The sequence below is a fragment of the Vibrio vulnificus NBRC 15645 = ATCC 27562 genome, from assembly GCF_002224265.1.
Lineage (GTDB): Bacteria > Pseudomonadota > Gammaproteobacteria > Enterobacterales > Vibrionaceae > Vibrio > Vibrio vulnificus.
In genome coordinates, this window is record NZ_CP012882.1 from 1,152,077 (window position 1) to 1,165,371 (window position 13,295).

At 43.7% G+C, this 13,295-nt stretch carries 14 protein-coding genes; 6 read left to right on the top strand and 8 right to left on the bottom strand.

What is annotated here, in order from left to right; genetic code table 11:
- Window positions 1-27 precede the first annotated feature (27 nt).
- Together AOT11_RS20720 and AOT11_RS20725 are read right to left on the bottom strand one after the other, a co-directional pair.
- A complete protein-coding gene (locus AOT11_RS20720; protein ID WP_017422708.1) occupies window positions 28-921 on the bottom strand; it encodes a cation diffusion facilitator family transporter in 894 nt (297 codons plus the stop codon).
- Between the two features lie 174 nt (window positions 922-1,095).
- The gene (locus AOT11_RS20725) at window positions 1,096-1,974 is read right to left on the bottom strand and encodes a LysR family transcriptional regulator (protein ID WP_011081412.1); all 879 of its coding nucleotides are present in this window, start codon (window positions 1,972-1,974) and stop codon (window positions 1,096-1,098) included.
- A 147-nt stretch (window positions 1,975-2,121) separates the two neighbouring features.
- Here AOT11_RS20725 and AOT11_RS20730 point away from each other — a divergent pair, with 147 nt between their 5' ends.
- On the top strand, window positions 2,122-2,715 hold the full coding sequence (locus AOT11_RS20730) for a class I SAM-dependent DNA methyltransferase (RefSeq protein WP_017422709.1): 594 nt from the start codon (window positions 2,122-2,124) through the stop codon (window positions 2,713-2,715).
- Window positions 2,716-2,830: 115 nt separating this feature from the next.
- On the opposite strand, the gene AOT11_RS20735 is transcribed toward AOT11_RS20730, so the two are convergent.
- The gene (locus AOT11_RS20735; RefSeq protein WP_026050815.1) at window positions 2,831-4,807 is read right to left on the bottom strand and encodes an acetoacetate--CoA ligase; all 1,977 of its coding nucleotides are present in this window, start codon (window positions 4,805-4,807) and stop codon (window positions 2,831-2,833) included.
- 226 nt (window positions 4,808-5,033) lie between these two features.
- Here AOT11_RS20735 and phhA point away from each other — a divergent pair, with 226 nt between their 5' ends.
- Both phhA and AOT11_RS20745 read left to right on the top strand, forming a co-directional pair.
- Window positions 5,034-5,825, top strand: a complete 792-nt coding sequence (phhA, locus tag AOT11_RS20740; protein WP_011081409.1) for a phenylalanine 4-monooxygenase — start codon at window positions 5,034-5,036, stop codon at window positions 5,823-5,825.
- Entirely contained in the window at window positions 5,818-6,150 is a 333-nt protein-coding gene (locus AOT11_RS20745; protein ID WP_011081408.1) for a 4a-hydroxytetrahydrobiopterin dehydratase, read from the top strand. Before phhA ends, AOT11_RS20745 begins: the two co-directional genes overlap by 8 nt.
- Window positions 6,151-6,249: 99 nt before the next feature.
- On the opposite strand, the gene AOT11_RS20750 is transcribed toward AOT11_RS20745, so the two are convergent.
- Entirely contained in the window at window positions 6,250-7,848 is a 1,599-nt protein-coding gene (locus AOT11_RS20750) for a putative bifunctional diguanylate cyclase/phosphodiesterase (protein ID WP_225460600.1), read from the bottom strand.
- A gap of 262 nt (window positions 7,849-8,110) precedes the next feature.
- Here AOT11_RS20750 and AOT11_RS20755 point away from each other — a divergent pair, with 262 nt between their 5' ends.
- Window positions 8,111-8,455 (top strand): HopJ type III effector protein, encoded by a 345-nt coding sequence (locus tag AOT11_RS20755; RefSeq protein WP_017422713.1) that lies wholly within the window; start codon window positions 8,111-8,113, stop codon window positions 8,453-8,455.
- Window positions 8,456-8,474: 19 nt separating this feature from the next.
- Here the strand turns inward: AOT11_RS20755 and AOT11_RS20760 are convergent, their stop codons facing one another.
- Window positions 8,475-8,780, bottom strand: a complete 306-nt coding sequence (locus AOT11_RS20760; protein ID WP_017422714.1) for a cysteine-rich CWC family protein — start codon at window positions 8,778-8,780, stop codon at window positions 8,475-8,477.
- A 71-nt stretch (window positions 8,781-8,851) separates the two neighbouring features.
- On the opposite strand from AOT11_RS20760, the gene AOT11_RS20765 reads away from it, so the two are divergent.
- Entirely contained in the window at window positions 8,852-9,076 is a 225-nt protein-coding gene (locus tag AOT11_RS20765; protein ID WP_026050817.1) for a DUF3820 family protein, read from the top strand.
- 3 nt (window positions 9,077-9,079) lie between these two features.
- Here the strand turns inward: AOT11_RS20765 and AOT11_RS20770 are convergent, their stop codons facing one another.
- Together AOT11_RS20770 and AOT11_RS20775 are read right to left on the bottom strand one after the other, a co-directional pair.
- The gene (locus AOT11_RS20770) at window positions 9,080-9,478 is read right to left on the bottom strand and encodes a PPC domain-containing DNA-binding protein (RefSeq protein WP_017422716.1); all 399 of its coding nucleotides are present in this window, start codon (window positions 9,476-9,478) and stop codon (window positions 9,080-9,082) included.
- Window positions 9,475-10,062, bottom strand: coding sequence for a TetR/AcrR family transcriptional regulator (locus AOT11_RS20775; RefSeq protein ID WP_017422717.1), 588 nt, complete (start codon window positions 10,060-10,062; stop codon window positions 9,475-9,477). The genes AOT11_RS20770 and AOT11_RS20775 overlap by 4 nt, the downstream gene beginning before the upstream one ends.
- A 100-nt stretch (window positions 10,063-10,162) precedes the next feature.
- Here AOT11_RS20775 and AOT11_RS20780 point away from each other — a divergent pair, with 100 nt between their 5' ends.
- Entirely contained in the window at window positions 10,163-10,780 is a 618-nt protein-coding gene (locus tag AOT11_RS20780; RefSeq protein ID WP_017422718.1) for a glutathione S-transferase, read from the top strand.
- A 68-nt stretch (window positions 10,781-10,848) separates the two neighbouring features.
- Here AOT11_RS20780 and AOT11_RS20785 read toward each other — a convergent pair whose 3' ends face one another.
- Complete coding sequence (locus AOT11_RS20785) at window positions 10,849-13,017, bottom strand: serine/threonine-protein kinase (protein WP_017422719.1); 2,169 nt, start codon at window positions 13,015-13,017, stop codon at window positions 10,849-10,851.
- Window positions 13,018-13,295: the final 278 nt, after the last annotated feature.

Genomic DNA, 13,295 nt, shown 5'->3' on the forward strand with positions numbered 1-13,295 from the left:
GACGGCGTCATGTGGAAGAGCTTTGAATTAGAAAGCGACGTTCACATTGAGCTGCAATTTGAACGGATGCTTAGAGAGCTGCTTCTTCAGTTTATTTCGAGTACTTTCCAGTTCTGCCAGGGCCAACGTCTTGTTCTTGACATGCAAGTCAACGTTAACGCGTAATTCTTGCCCGACTTTAGCAACACCTGCAAGTTTAAGATGTTGGGAAGTTTGTTTCTCGATGAACTCGATATCACTGCCGACACTTCGACAAAGTTCTTCGTCTGGGGACATCATGAGCAGCTCGCGCAAAGCTTCTTTCAACATTCCCATTGGTACTTTGATGAAGTAAAACGACATTGCCAGCATCATGACTGGATCCGCATAGGCTGCAAATTCAGCATATGGGCTATACGTCACGGCGATGGACATGATAAATCCAATCGTAACAACGGCACTAAGCAACGCATCCATTTGCCACTGTTTTACTTCAGCAGCAATGAGGCCAGAGGAGTATTGGCGACTTTTTCTCGAGATATACCACCAGACATAAGCACAACCAATCACACACGAAGTCTCAAAGAAAATCGCCACAGAGGCATTGACTTCACGACCACCGTTGAATAAATCAAACACGGCGGAATAAAGCGAGTAAGCAACCACCATTAAAATCACTATTGCCTTGATTGCGATAACAATCGGCTCTAAGACAGCTTTACCAAAAGGAAACAAACGTTGAGAAGGTGTGTTGATATAGTAAGACGCTGCCAGCGACAATAAAGTTAACAGTAGGCTGACGAGGGAATACACCCCATCAAACATAATTACCAGTGACCCTGCGAACATGCCAAGTACCAATCCCGCTACTGCAAAGCCCGATGCTGCAAGGGCTGAGAAAGTCAGAATACGGTTTTCGTTCTTAGTTGTCCTGTCACACATAAAATATTCCGGTTGCTAAACACTCTGTTATTGTTTGCGTAACGGCAAAATTTTACAAATGAAAAGTCAGTGAATGAAATGTGTCAACTTGATGTGTTTTGATTTTTGTCTTTTAAATTAATTGGTTAGCCATGAAAGTGAGCGTCATAAATATTGACGCTCACTGTGCTCGAGTTAGAAATCGAACAAATAGTCGTTGATTTTGTCTGCCAACCACGACATTGCAGGGTGTTCACTCATGCCGCTGTGGGTCAACATACAGTAATCCTCTTGTGTCAAACCATAAGTGTGTTTGATCACGGCCAGTTTTTGTTCACGTAAATAGAGCCTGATGAGAGGTTCAGGCAAAACGCCCCAAGCATCTTCTTGCAAAATCATGTTCAACATATAGTCAAAGCAGGAGAAGCCGATGTGTTTAAGTGAAAAAGGGCGCAATTCGGGATTGTCTTTCTCGTTAAGATAAACCATGAGTGCTTGCATTTGCGCACGGAGATCTTCGTCCGAGACTCGGCGCATTTTGGTCAATGGATGATCAATGCGACACACTGACATCATGCGTATTTTGCCTAAAGGGCTGTAGGTGATTTTAGGGCTATCAACGCGTTCATAGTCAACACCAAATGCAAAGTCGACTTGGCCTGTTTCAACCAAGTTTGCTAAATCTCCGCTTGAAGCCAGCACAATATTAAAAGCCGTTGACGGGTACTGTTTACTCAGTTGGTGCGAAAACTCCTGCCAAATTTCATCGGGTAATGAATCGTCTCTGGCAATCCACATCTCGGCATTAAAGACCCCAGAGACATCTGCGCAGGTTTGCTTGATGCGCTGTGCGGTAACGAGCAAGTTTTCACAGTCTTTGAAGATAGCTTTACCGGCTTCAGAGAGGGTAAGTTGGTTGCCTGAGCGTACAAAGAGATCAATATCTAGTTCTTTTTCCAGCGATTTTATCGACATACTCAGCTTGGTTCTGTTGCAGTCGAGATGCCTAGCGGCTTCGGAGACGGAGCCCAATTCAGCAATGCTGCAAAATGCTTCGATTTGTGAAAGATTCATGCTCTACTCGAAAAAATGTACTTGGCGATAGCATAGCGAAAATTCATCCTGCATGCTAAGTCACTTTCGGCATAGAGGAATTTCAATAATAACTCTATGACGTAAGGAATATTTTGAGTTAATCTATCCACGTTGCAAGAAGTAATTATGGAGGCCGTGATGGCACACAATTGGGACGAAGCCGCGAAGGAGTGGGAGAGCAATCCAGCAACGGAACAGTTTTCACAATCTGTGTTCAATCAGTTAAAGGATTTAGTGAGTTTAAATGGCGCTAGAGTCCTTGACTTAGGATGTGGTACTGGCTTGTTAAGCCAAAAAATATCACCATTAGCAAAAGATATTGTCGCTTTGGATTCTTCTGAAGAGATGATTGAAGAGCTTGATAAAAAGCAGTTGCCCAATGTCGAACCCGTGGTCGACGGTTTAACTCGGGGATTGGTGGCGCAACATCCTGCATTCAGAGGGCAATTTGATGTGGTGGTGGCGTCTTCGGTTTGCGCATTCATTGATGATCTAGAAACTGCTTTAGAGGTTTCACATAGCCTACTCAATATTGGCGGTACGTTTATCCATTGGGATTGGGTTGCGCAATCGGATGAGGAAGGCTTAACGATGCAAAGAGCAGAAATGCTTTTAAAGCAGGCTGGCTTTGCAGACGTTTCCGTGACGCCCGCTTTCGAAATGCAGTTTGAAGGGGAGACACATTCTGTCTTTGTTGGTCAGGGGAAACGCTTAAGTTAGCCCACCAAGCTCCAAGGCGCGACACCAAACTTAATATGCGAATGATGAAAGGCGAGCCAATAGTAGGGCTCGCCTTTTTCTGTTGCCGAGTTGGCGGCTTAATGCAAAGAAAAGCTTAGCGATAAGCTTGCGTAACGCGTTTGATTTCTTCTAGAGCCTCTGGGTTGGCGATCGCTCCGAGGTTTTTCACTTCTTCCCCATTCACCACTTGTTTTACCGCTAATTCGACCAACTTCCCTGAGCGCGTTTTGGGAATCTCCGAAATAGCAAAAATTTGGCTGGGAACGTGGCGTGGTGAACAGTGGTTTCTCAGCGTTGAACGGATTTGTTCTGCAATGCTATCGTTTAAGTCGAAGCCCGTCGCTGGTTTAACAAACAGCCAGATCTCTTCGCTACGGTTTTTCACTTTCCCCACGGCAATCGAATCGTCAATGCTGTTCAGTGCGTTCACTTGTTGATAGAGCTCCGCAGTGCCGATTCGAACGCCACCGGGGTTGAGTGTGGTGTCACTTCGCCCGTAAAAAACAAATCCACCATGATTTGTCATGATCACATCATCACCGTGATGCCACACATTGGGGTACTTGCTCCAGTATGATTGGTGATAACGCTCTCCATCATCGTGCCAAAAGCCCAACGGGTAGTTAGGCAGAGAGTTGGTACACACCAGTTCACCTCGTTGTTCAACGACTGGCTGTCCGGAGGTGTCGTAAACGGCGATAGAGACTCCTAAGCCTGCGTACTGTACTTCTCCACGGTAGACTGGCGAGATGGGATTACCTAGTACAAAACAGCCACAAATGTCGGTGCCACCAGAGATAGATGCAAGGTGAACGTCGGATTTGATAGACGAATAGACAAAATCAAATTGCTCCGGATAGAGCACGGAACCCGTCGAACAGATCGTTTTTAACGTACTGAATTCATGGAATAGTGCTGGCTCGTAATGCGCGTGTTGAATCGCTTCTAAGTATTTGGCTGAGGTGCCAAACAGTGTTACTTGGCAATCATCCACCATATCCCACAAAACCGATTGCTCTGGGTAAACGGGGCTACCGTCGTAGATCACCAGCGTTGCGCCACTGGCTAGTGTGGACACATGCCAGTTCCACATCATCCATCCACAGGTTGTGTAGTAAAAAACGCGATCATCCGGCTGAATATCGCAATGCAATTGATGTTCTTTTAGGTGATTGATAATGGTTCCGCCCACCGTGTGAATGATGCACTTTGGTTTGCCAGTGGTCCCGGAAGAGTAGAGGATAAACAAGGGCGAATTAAAAGGTACACGTTCGTAGATGATACCTTTGGCATCATAGTTTTCTATTATGGCAGCCCAAGTGGAGTAGTTGGTGTTGTAGTCCGTCTCGGGAGATTCCAAATACTCGATTTCACAAATATTGAGTAAGTCTGGTAGCTGTTCGGCGATTTTTCGGTTCTTTTCTGACATATCGAACGTTTTGCCATTGAACGAGTAACCATCGCAGCAAAACAGAATTTTTGGGTTCACTTGTCCTAATCGCTCGATAACGCTATCTGTACCAAAGTCGGGAGAAGTGGAGGTCCAAACCGCACCAAGACTGGTTGTTGCCAGCATAGCAATGACTGTTTCTGGCAAATAGGGAAGATAGCCAGCCACCACATCGCCTTTACCGACACCATTGCGAATTAACCATTGCTGCAAGATTGAAACTTGATCACACAGTTCTTGCCAAGAAAGACTGGATTCTTCATTCCGTTCATTCCGGAAGATAATGGATGGCTCTTGCGGTTTTTGGTAGGCGGAAGAAAGTAAGTTTTCAGCGTAGTTGAGTTCTGCTTGAGGGAACCAAAGGTTGTCTCTTTGCGAAAAATAATTTCCCCATTTGGGCTTCCCTTCACCGACGATACAGTCACCCTGGTAACCAATCACATCGCAGAAGGTCCAGATTTCCATCCAAAACTTTTTATTTTCGACAATCGACCACTGATGCAACTGTGCATAGTTTTCGATGGCTTCACCTTGCATGTTGATGTGTTCTATGAACTTTTTGAGGTTGCTGGTTGCAATTCTCTCTGGAGAAGGGGACCAGATAGGGCTTGATGTTGGCATTGTTATTCTCATTGTTAACCATTCATTAACACAAATAAGTTTTATTCTATTTTGCTCAAAAGTCAAACAGTGAACGAGGATACATTTATTTGATATGTAAGGGTTTGAAATGAGTTTGTAAAGAAAATGTTACACCTAATTTTGCTGGCAAAAGCGTCAGTAGGATTGGAAGTGTTCGGTGCAAAAGATAGGCTTATTGTAAATGGATTGTTAAATTGAGGTTGTGATGAGTCATTATCATTCAAAGCCCGTCGACTCCGAAGGATTCGTTGAGTGGACGGAAGAAGAAGATGCGATTTGGCAGGATCTGATCACCCGACAACTGAGTATGATTCAGGGACGTGCCTGTTCTGCCTATATTGATGGATTAGCGCTACTCGATCTCCCAACCGATCGCGTTCCCCAGTTGCCGGAAATTAATCAAGTGCTTGCAGAGAGTACGGGTTGGAGTGTGGAGCCAGTCCCTGCTTTGATCAATTTCGACCGTTTTTTTAATCTGTTGGCTAACAAAAAGTTTCCAGTCGCGACGTTTTTACGAACCAGAGAAGAATTTGATTATTTGCAAGAGCCCGATTTTTTTCATGAAATCTTTGGTCACTGCGCGATGTTGACGAATCCTGATTTTGCCGCTTTTACGGAAACCTATGGCAAATTAGGCGAGCAGGCGACACCTAAGCAAAGAGCCTACCTCGCTCGTCTCTATTGGTTTACGGTCGAATTTGGTCTATTGAGAGAAGAGGGAGAGTTGAGGATTTATGGTGGCGGTGTTCTCTCATCTCCAGGTGAAACCGTGTATGCGCTGGAAGATGAACGCCCAGAACGAGCAAAGTTTGATATCCAAACGGTGCTTAGAACTCCCTATAGAATCGATATCATGCAACCCAAGTATTTTGTACTGGATGAAATTAACGCTCTTTTCAAATTGAGCAAAATTGATTTAATGAAAGAAGTCGAGTTTGCAATGAGTGCGGGCTTGCTTCCACCGCTGTTTGAACCAAAGGAAACTGTAGATGCTTGATGAGTTAAAATGCGAAGCTTGTAGTATCGACGCGATAGCGTTAACGACACAACAACAGCAAGAATTACTGCTAGAGTTGGAAGGGTGGCACCTGATGGAAAGAGAAGGTATTCCTCAACTTGAAAAAGTGTATAAATTTAAAAACTTTATGCAGGCTTGGCAGTTCAGTAATCAGGTGGCTGAGCTCGCTGAACAAGAGTTCCACCATCCTTCCATTTTACTTGAGTGGGGTAAAGTAACGGTGACATGGTGGAGCCATTCTATTAAAGGCTTACACAAGAATGATTTTATCTGTGCCGCGAAATGTGATCAGATCATTCGTTAACTGGTTGTTGATTTGAGGGTAACGTTTGTGTCCCAACCCTCACCAGCTTGATAGAGTATCCCTTCTCAGTAATCACAAACGTGTGACTACTTTTCTCTATCAAGCTATTTTTTTTAGGGTAATCGTGCCAAACAATTGCTCTAACTCTTCCAAATTCATAGGCTTTGCAGTGAGGTAGCCTTGGATGTAATCACAATGGAACGTTTTGAGAATTTTTAACTGTTCAAGTGTTTCAACACCTTCTGCTACCACTGAAAGATCAATCGTATGAGCCATGTTGATGATCGCAAAACAGAGTTGGGCAGAGCGGTGATGGACATCATCAACGTGCTTTACAAAACTGCGATCCATTTTGACTACGTCGATGGGGTATTGATTCAGCATCGCAAGTGATGAATAGCCCGTGCCGAAGTCATCCAGTGAGATGGTAATGCCGAGTGCTTTGATCTTGTTCAGCACGTCGATTGTGGCTTTGCTATCGGATAATAAACTGGTTTCGGTGATCTCAATCCCTATCAACTCAGCGGGACAAGCAAAGCGCGCTAAATGGCTGTTAAGGCTGTATAAAACTTGTCCGTTGATAAACTGTTTCGCAGAAACGTTAATATTAAAACGTGGCAATTCTTGAGCGCAGTAACGCTCACTAAGCTGAGCGACGACATGGCAGGTACGTTCAATCACCCAGTCACCAATTTTGTTGATCAAACCTGCTTCTTCGGCAATCGGTACAAAGTCTGCGGGTGAAATCCAACCATTGTCTGGATGATACCAACGCAATAATACTTCAACGCTGATCAACTCTTCGCCATCATTGCTAAAAATGGGTTGGTATTTGAGGTGTAACTGTTCACGTTCAATCGCAAAAGAGAGCTCTTGCTCAAAAGTGAATCGTTTTGTGGCTTGAACAAACATATCGTTGTCGAAGAAGACCACTTTACTGTCTTCCGATTTTTTCGCTCGATACATCGCTGTATCGGCTTCACGCAAAATTTTTGCCAAGGTGTATGAGGAATCCGAAACCGTGGCAATTCCAACACTGACGCCGATTTGGCAAATTTTTTCTTCAATATTATAAGGTTCACAGATCAACTCTGCGTATCGGCGAGCAATGCGCGCGAGTGTTTCTTGGTTATGCAGGCCAGGTAAGCAGATGACAAACTCATCTCCGCCAAATCGATAACAGGAATCTTGTTTTCGGGCATTGAGAAGCAGTCTACTGGCGACTTGCTTTAAGACCAAATCCCCAATCAAATGTCCCATGGAATCATTGATGACTTTGAAGCGATCCAAATCAATAAAGAGAACGGAAAAGGCCTCGTCAGGGTCTTTGGCCAGTTTTTCCAGCTTCTTGTTGATATAAGTATTGAGCGCATGTCGATTGTAAAGGCGGGTTAGGTTGTCTTCCACCGCTTGCTTTGCCAATGTACGGTTTTTTTCTTTAGCTAATCGTTTTGAAATCACCGTCCATTGTTGGTAGCGGTGCAACCATAGACTAACCACAAGAGTCAGTAGAGTAACCAGAATAAAGGCACTGCCACCATAAAGTATGGGAGGTGATATAAGGTGCTGGGTGAGCTCTACTCGTTCCCATTCCCTATGAGATTCTATATGCCAAATGGCTAAGACACTGCAAGAGGCAAGGAGTATTCCTAATAGCCAAATACCAAAATAGACGTGACTAAATCGAGGTTTTTTCAAAAGAGCAGAACCTAATTAATAAATATATAAACAGCGTGAATGGTAAACGTAACGCTTAAGGTTGTAAATGATAGTCGTTATTAATAAAAAAAGCTGAGGTTTTAACGGGTTAGCTTGTGTTGGAATTGGTTTGAAACAATTTTCTATCTTCAACTCGATAGCATGGTTGCTGATAAGTATACTCACTGGGATAAATGGCTTGAAAAGGGACGACAAAGCGATTAGTTTTTTGACTCTTTAATCACGCTGTACAGGAAGGATAATGAGTTTAAAGGATTTACTGGCTAAGTTAGCTGAAACGCCCGAAGCAGTGGAGTTTCAAGAGGTTATTGATGTTATTGATAGCCATTATGTATTTGTGCCTGCGGCATTTCAAAATGGCGACACACATAACGAAGCGGGCCAAAACAATGGCTCATGTAAGATATTTTCTTTCGCACAATTGAATGAGCTAAACGAAGAACAAACGCTTGCGTGTTTTGGCCGCTATTACCGTCATGATGTATTGTTGCATCCCAAGAATGATGACCATCAAAATATTCGCAATTTCATACGTTTTGGTTGGTCAGGTGTTCAGTTTGACACGCCGGCACTAACAGAAAAGTAGCGACATGAGCGCCGATTGTTTAGGCAATCGGTGCTTTCTCTAAACAGCGTCGACAAAGGCATAGACCTTTGCTAGACACGCTCACTTCTCTTTCTTCTAAGTCAAAACACCAACAGTGTGTTTTTCCCTGGGCAATATCACATTGCGTTGGTTTCGTACAGTTTGGGCACTCGTGGGTAGCAGTACGGCCATCGAGCTGAGCCATAATCTCTTCTCTTTGCAGATCGTTGAATCGAGACCAGTTGGCTATCTCGGTGACTGTGCGCAGGCAACCTTCGCAGATGCCATCATTGTTTTTACAGGCTGCAACACAGGGGGTCTTCATGAATTTCTGTCCTTGGTGGTCATTGCCAGCTAATGGTAAGCTTGTCGCGCAATAAATTAAAGGACCAGAACATGCTTGCCAAAGAAAATCTCATCAAGTTAGCGCGAATTCAAATGCCATTTGGGAAATATGCGGGAAGGGTGTTGATTGATTTGCCTGAAGAGTACTTACTTTGGTTTGCACGCAAAGACGAGTTCCCGAAAGGAGAACTCGGTGAGTTAATGCAGCTCTGTCTTGCGCTCAAAATTGAAGGATTGGATAGTGTTGTTAAACCCCTCAAGCGCGAATTTGATTGACGTTTATTGCTTAATTACAAGCTCGGTGTAACCGGTCTTTTCGTCCCAAGCTCGCTCAAAATACAACGCAGGGTAGGCGTGAACAATCAGCTCAACGGTGGTATCAACGAGGCAACCTTCGAGTAGGTGTCCACCGTACACACGACCGTGTTCATCCGCAATAGCAAGATGAACATGCTGATGCTCAGGGGTCAAGGTGGCAGTAATGGCGACAATTTCAAAACATGCTTGCTGTTGGAACTCACTTTTCGCGCCAGCCAACCTCAGTTTCACTTCGCTTAGGCAGCCAGTACAGGCCGCTATACTTCCCGCAGTGATGTTATGCTCTATAACGATATTGGCAATCTCGCGTTTTAAGTCTGCGCCATATTCTAAGCGTTTTCCGATGACGTTGATGCTCATTGACGTGAATCCAACTTGATGAGCGCGAGCAGCGTCTGCAGCGCGATTTCTAAATCATCATAGCGTTTCGTTTTGCCCATAACGCGCATTCCTTGCATTTGGTTAAGGACCAGTTTTGCCAGAGAGTCTGCCGGAACATTGTTCGTAATTTGTTGACTTTTTTGACCATTCTCTATGGCATTCGTCAATACTTCAAGCAGGTGATCAAACAAGCGGTGGCCTTTCTTTAGTACTTCATCGTCATCACCAGCGTGCTCAACCAGCGCATTTTGCATAAAGCAACCGCAGCTTCTTTCCCTTTGAATTTGAGCAAAATGATTTAAGAAAGCTTCAAGCTCAGCAAGCGAAGCATTAGGCTGGCTTACATCACTTAAAGAAGGAAAGGAGATCGATGTTAAGTACATCTCAAGCGCTTCGTAATACAGCTGCTGCTTATCACCAAATGTGTTGTATAAACTGAATCGGTTTATTTTGAGCTCATCAACCAAATCTGAAATGGCGGTGCTGGCGTAGCCTTTCCTCCAGAAGAGATCCATAGCTTCTAGTAGCTTATCGTCTCGATTGAAATTTGCCTTTCGTGCCATAACAAAACCTTATTGAATAAAAATTATTCTTGACTGAACGTTTATAAAACACGTACATTCTAACCTAAACGATCGTTCTGGAAAAGAGAAAGGACTAAAAATGAAACTGTATGAAACAGAAATGACCCCGAGTTGTCGCCGAGTAACGTTCTTTTTGGCTGAAATTGGTGCAAGTGTTGAACGTGTTCAGCTCAACGTAAGAGAAGGTGATAACCTCAAACCCGAATTTTTGCAGAAAAGCGTCAATGGTAAAGTGCCGATGCTTGAGCTGGACGATGGCACTACGCTGTGTGAAAGCGTGGCGATTTGTCGTTATTTTGATGAGATTCATCCGAATGAAATGGCGCTGTTTGGGCGTGACGCTTTAGAAAAAGCACAAGTCGAAATGTGGCACCGTGTTGTCGAGTTTCAAGGTCTCTACGCTGCATTCCAAGCTTTTCGCAATATTACGGCTATATATCAAGACAGAGAAACGTGCGTGGAAGCATGGGGCGTAGAATCTAAAAAACGTGTTGAGGCATTTTTGCCAGTATTGGAAAAGCGCCTTTCTGAAAGCACTTATGTTGCGACCGAACACTTTACGATTGTTGATATCACCGCGTTCATTTTTGTTACGTTTGCTGTAAAAGGGCTTGAGCTTGCGGTTTTTGAACAGTTCAGCCACATTCAGAAGTGGTATGAGCAAGTCTCCAACAGAGCGGCATTCCAGCCTTTGTAATTCGGTGTACTTGTACGAAACCTAAAACGGCCAAAGCGTCACCCGCTTTGGCCGTTTTTGTCGGCATATTAGCCTCTAAAGTCGGTACTGTCGACTTGCTGCAGCAGTTCGTTTGCCTTTTTCATCGCGTTGCGTGCACTGACTGATTGGCGTTTTCTCAACAGCATATCTGAAAACTTCAGATATTTGTTGGCAGTTTGAAAACGCAGATCAGAGATGTTTGGGAAATTTGGTGGGAAATCCTTGGCGAGGTTATCGATATCGGCCACCAACTGATCGAGAGAGTTAACGGTTGTGGCGCTTTCAAGCTTTTCATGTAATGTGGAAAACTTGTGCCCATAAAGAACCTGCGCTGCATCATAGGGGTATATAGCCTGCTCTCCATTTTCTTCCGCTTGTTTCCACTTCTCCATGGCAATGACGGCTGAATTCACTTCTTTAGCACGTAACAATCTCTGCTGTGAAGCTTCATGAGTACTAAAAAACGTCTCGCCTATCGCCAGCAGTTCTGTGAGTGAAATAGAGTTACGCTGCTCAATAGCGTCAATAAGATTTTGCTCAAATACTTCCAAGGCCAGTGATGATGGAGTGAGCGGATAGTTCTTTTGAATGGAATTCAAATCATTGTTGAGATCAACGATCGACTTTCCATCCTGCTTCGCATCGTATTGACCTTTTTCGAGCACAGCGTTGATGTGTCTTTCAATTGACAACAACGTTGAACGCTTACTCGAGCGCATATCAAGGTTGAGTAATTCAAGCTTGTGGGAATCTGGGTAGTAGATGGCTGCGTGCTTTAGGACAGATTCGACTTGATCGTAATCGGGATATTCGTTATTGCTTTGGTTAAGAATTTCATCGATCTGTTGCTCAAATTTCGCGAGAAGCGTTTGCTTGTGATGCCGCAGTAATCCGGCTCTTAAAACCGGATGGATGGTATCGGATGCGCTGAGCTCAAAGACGGATTCAGGCTGGCTATTAATGATCTGTTGCTGCGTTTGTAGCGAATGAGTCAATTGGCGATTGGCCTCTTCCAACTGGACGATCTGCGAGTTTAAGTGATACGCAACACCAAAAGAGGTGGATAAACCGAGAACAATCAATGCAGCTATTGCATATTTTGAGCGATTATTTTGGTTGAGTCTCTGTTTCAGCGACTCGGCAGTGAGTTTGTACTGACCACTAGTGTCGGTGAGAATCGTTTTAATATCGGGCCATAGGGCATTTGGAAAACCAGAGGGTTTCTTTAGTGGAATCGCATTTTTCTTAGCCAAATCGATAGGGGTACGATTATAGGGGTGCTTGCAAGAAAGGAGTTCGTATGCAATGCACGCAAACGCAAACAGATCGTCCTGCCTGCATGGCTTATTGCCACTAATGATGTTGAGGGACGCATAATTTGGGGTATATCCCAATACTTGATGATCATCGACTTTACGCTTGGCGGCGTACTGATCTTGTTTGAGGCGCTCAGTTTTTGACACACCAAAGTCGAGTAATTTCACAGTACCGGCTGAATCGATCATGATGTTAGCCGGTTTTAGATCTGCGTGTACGATATCAAGCGAATGAGCATATATCAGAGCGTCGAGTATTTGGTTTAGTAGGACTTTGGCATTAGGAAACGCCAAGCCATTGGGTCTGGAACGCTGGATCAATTGTTCGATGGTCTCTCCATCTAAGTATTCCATCACAATAAAATAAATTTTGTTATCGACGCCAAAATCAAAAACGCGAATGATGTTGGGGTGACTCAAGGTTTGAGTATGCTGCGCCTCTCGGATAAGCATTCGTGCAGTCTCTGGCTGGTCGATGTATTCGTGTTGCAATACTTTGAGTGCAACAAAAGGACTAGCGACTCCAGATGATTCAAGAACTTTATCTTTGGCTCTGTAGACGTCACATAGGCCACCATGCCCAATTAGGCTATCAATCACGTAACGATTTTTAACTAAATGGCCTTTCTCTAGAGTTTGATAGCTGGGCGAACTGTTTTCTCCCGTCACAGCGATGTTTACCTCTGTTCTTGTTGAGGGGGGAGCTGTGTTTGATTCGGGTCTTTTAGTGTGAGATTTGTCGTTAATATTGTCTTCTTTACTTATTTCTTTAACACTAACTGGTTCTATTTTACTTTTTTCTACATTCTTTTCCGGACCAATTTTTTGTGAACGCGCAATAAATTTAGTCTTGTCATTTTTCTCTTCTTGCGTGTTTTTATTCTCATTATCAACTGACATATACAACCCCTAAAACGGTAAAGAGTGACATCATATACTCAAAAAAGTTTGATTTGTCTGCGAATTAAAAGCTTTCGTACTAATTAACAGAGGACTAATTCTTTGTAACATTAGTTCTCACTAAAAATTTGAACTGTGTTCTATATTTGTTTTGTTGCATGATTTTGGCTTTGTGTTAAATCAGCAAAATGCTCATTATCGCAAGCAATAAATATATCTAAAGTAGTAGTGCATTCTAATATCGAAAACAAAATTGAGTTTTAATTTTTGGTTTTTGT

Excerpts from the sequence above, each read along its gene's own strand:
- AOT11_RS20755 (WP_017422713.1), top strand. The coding sequence starts at position 8,111 with ATGAGTTTAAAGGATTTACTGGCTAAGTTAGCTGAAACGCCCGAAGCA.
- AOT11_RS20720 (WP_017422708.1), bottom strand. The coding sequence starts at position 921 with ATGTGTGACAGGACAACTAAGAACGAAAACCGTATTCTGACTTTCTCA.
- AOT11_RS20775 (WP_017422717.1), bottom strand. The coding sequence starts at position 10,062 with ATGGCACGAAAGGCAAATTTCAATCGAGACGATAAGCTACTAGAAGCT.
- phhA (WP_011081409.1), top strand. The coding sequence starts at position 5,034 with ATGAGTCATTATCATTCAAAGCCCGTCGACTCCGAAGGATTCGTTGAG.
- AOT11_RS20745 (WP_011081408.1), top strand. The coding sequence starts at position 5,818 with ATGCTTGATGAGTTAAAATGCGAAGCTTGTAGTATCGACGCGATAGCG.
- AOT11_RS20735 (WP_026050815.1), bottom strand. The coding sequence starts at position 4,807 with ATGCCAACATCAAGCCCTATCTGGTCCCCTTCTCCAGAGAGAATTGCA.
- AOT11_RS20765 (WP_026050817.1), top strand. The coding sequence starts at position 8,852 with ATGCTTGCCAAAGAAAATCTCATCAAGTTAGCGCGAATTCAAATGCCA.
- AOT11_RS20780 (WP_017422718.1), top strand. The coding sequence starts at position 10,163 with ATGAAACTGTATGAAACAGAAATGACCCCGAGTTGTCGCCGAGTAACG.
- AOT11_RS20725 (WP_011081412.1), bottom strand. The coding sequence starts at position 1,974 with ATGAATCTTTCACAAATCGAAGCATTTTGCAGCATTGCTGAATTGGGC.
- AOT11_RS20730 (WP_017422709.1), top strand. The coding sequence starts at position 2,122 with ATGGAGGCCGTGATGGCACACAATTGGGACGAAGCCGCGAAGGAGTGG.
- AOT11_RS20785 (WP_017422719.1), bottom strand. The coding sequence starts at position 13,017 with ATGTCAGTTGATAATGAGAATAAAAACACGCAAGAAGAGAAAAATGAC.
- AOT11_RS20770 (WP_017422716.1), bottom strand. The coding sequence starts at position 9,478 with ATGAGCATCAACGTCATCGGAAAACGCTTAGAATATGGCGCAGACTTA.
- AOT11_RS20760 (WP_017422714.1), bottom strand. The coding sequence starts at position 8,780 with ATGAAGACCCCCTGTGTTGCAGCCTGTAAAAACAATGATGGCATCTGC.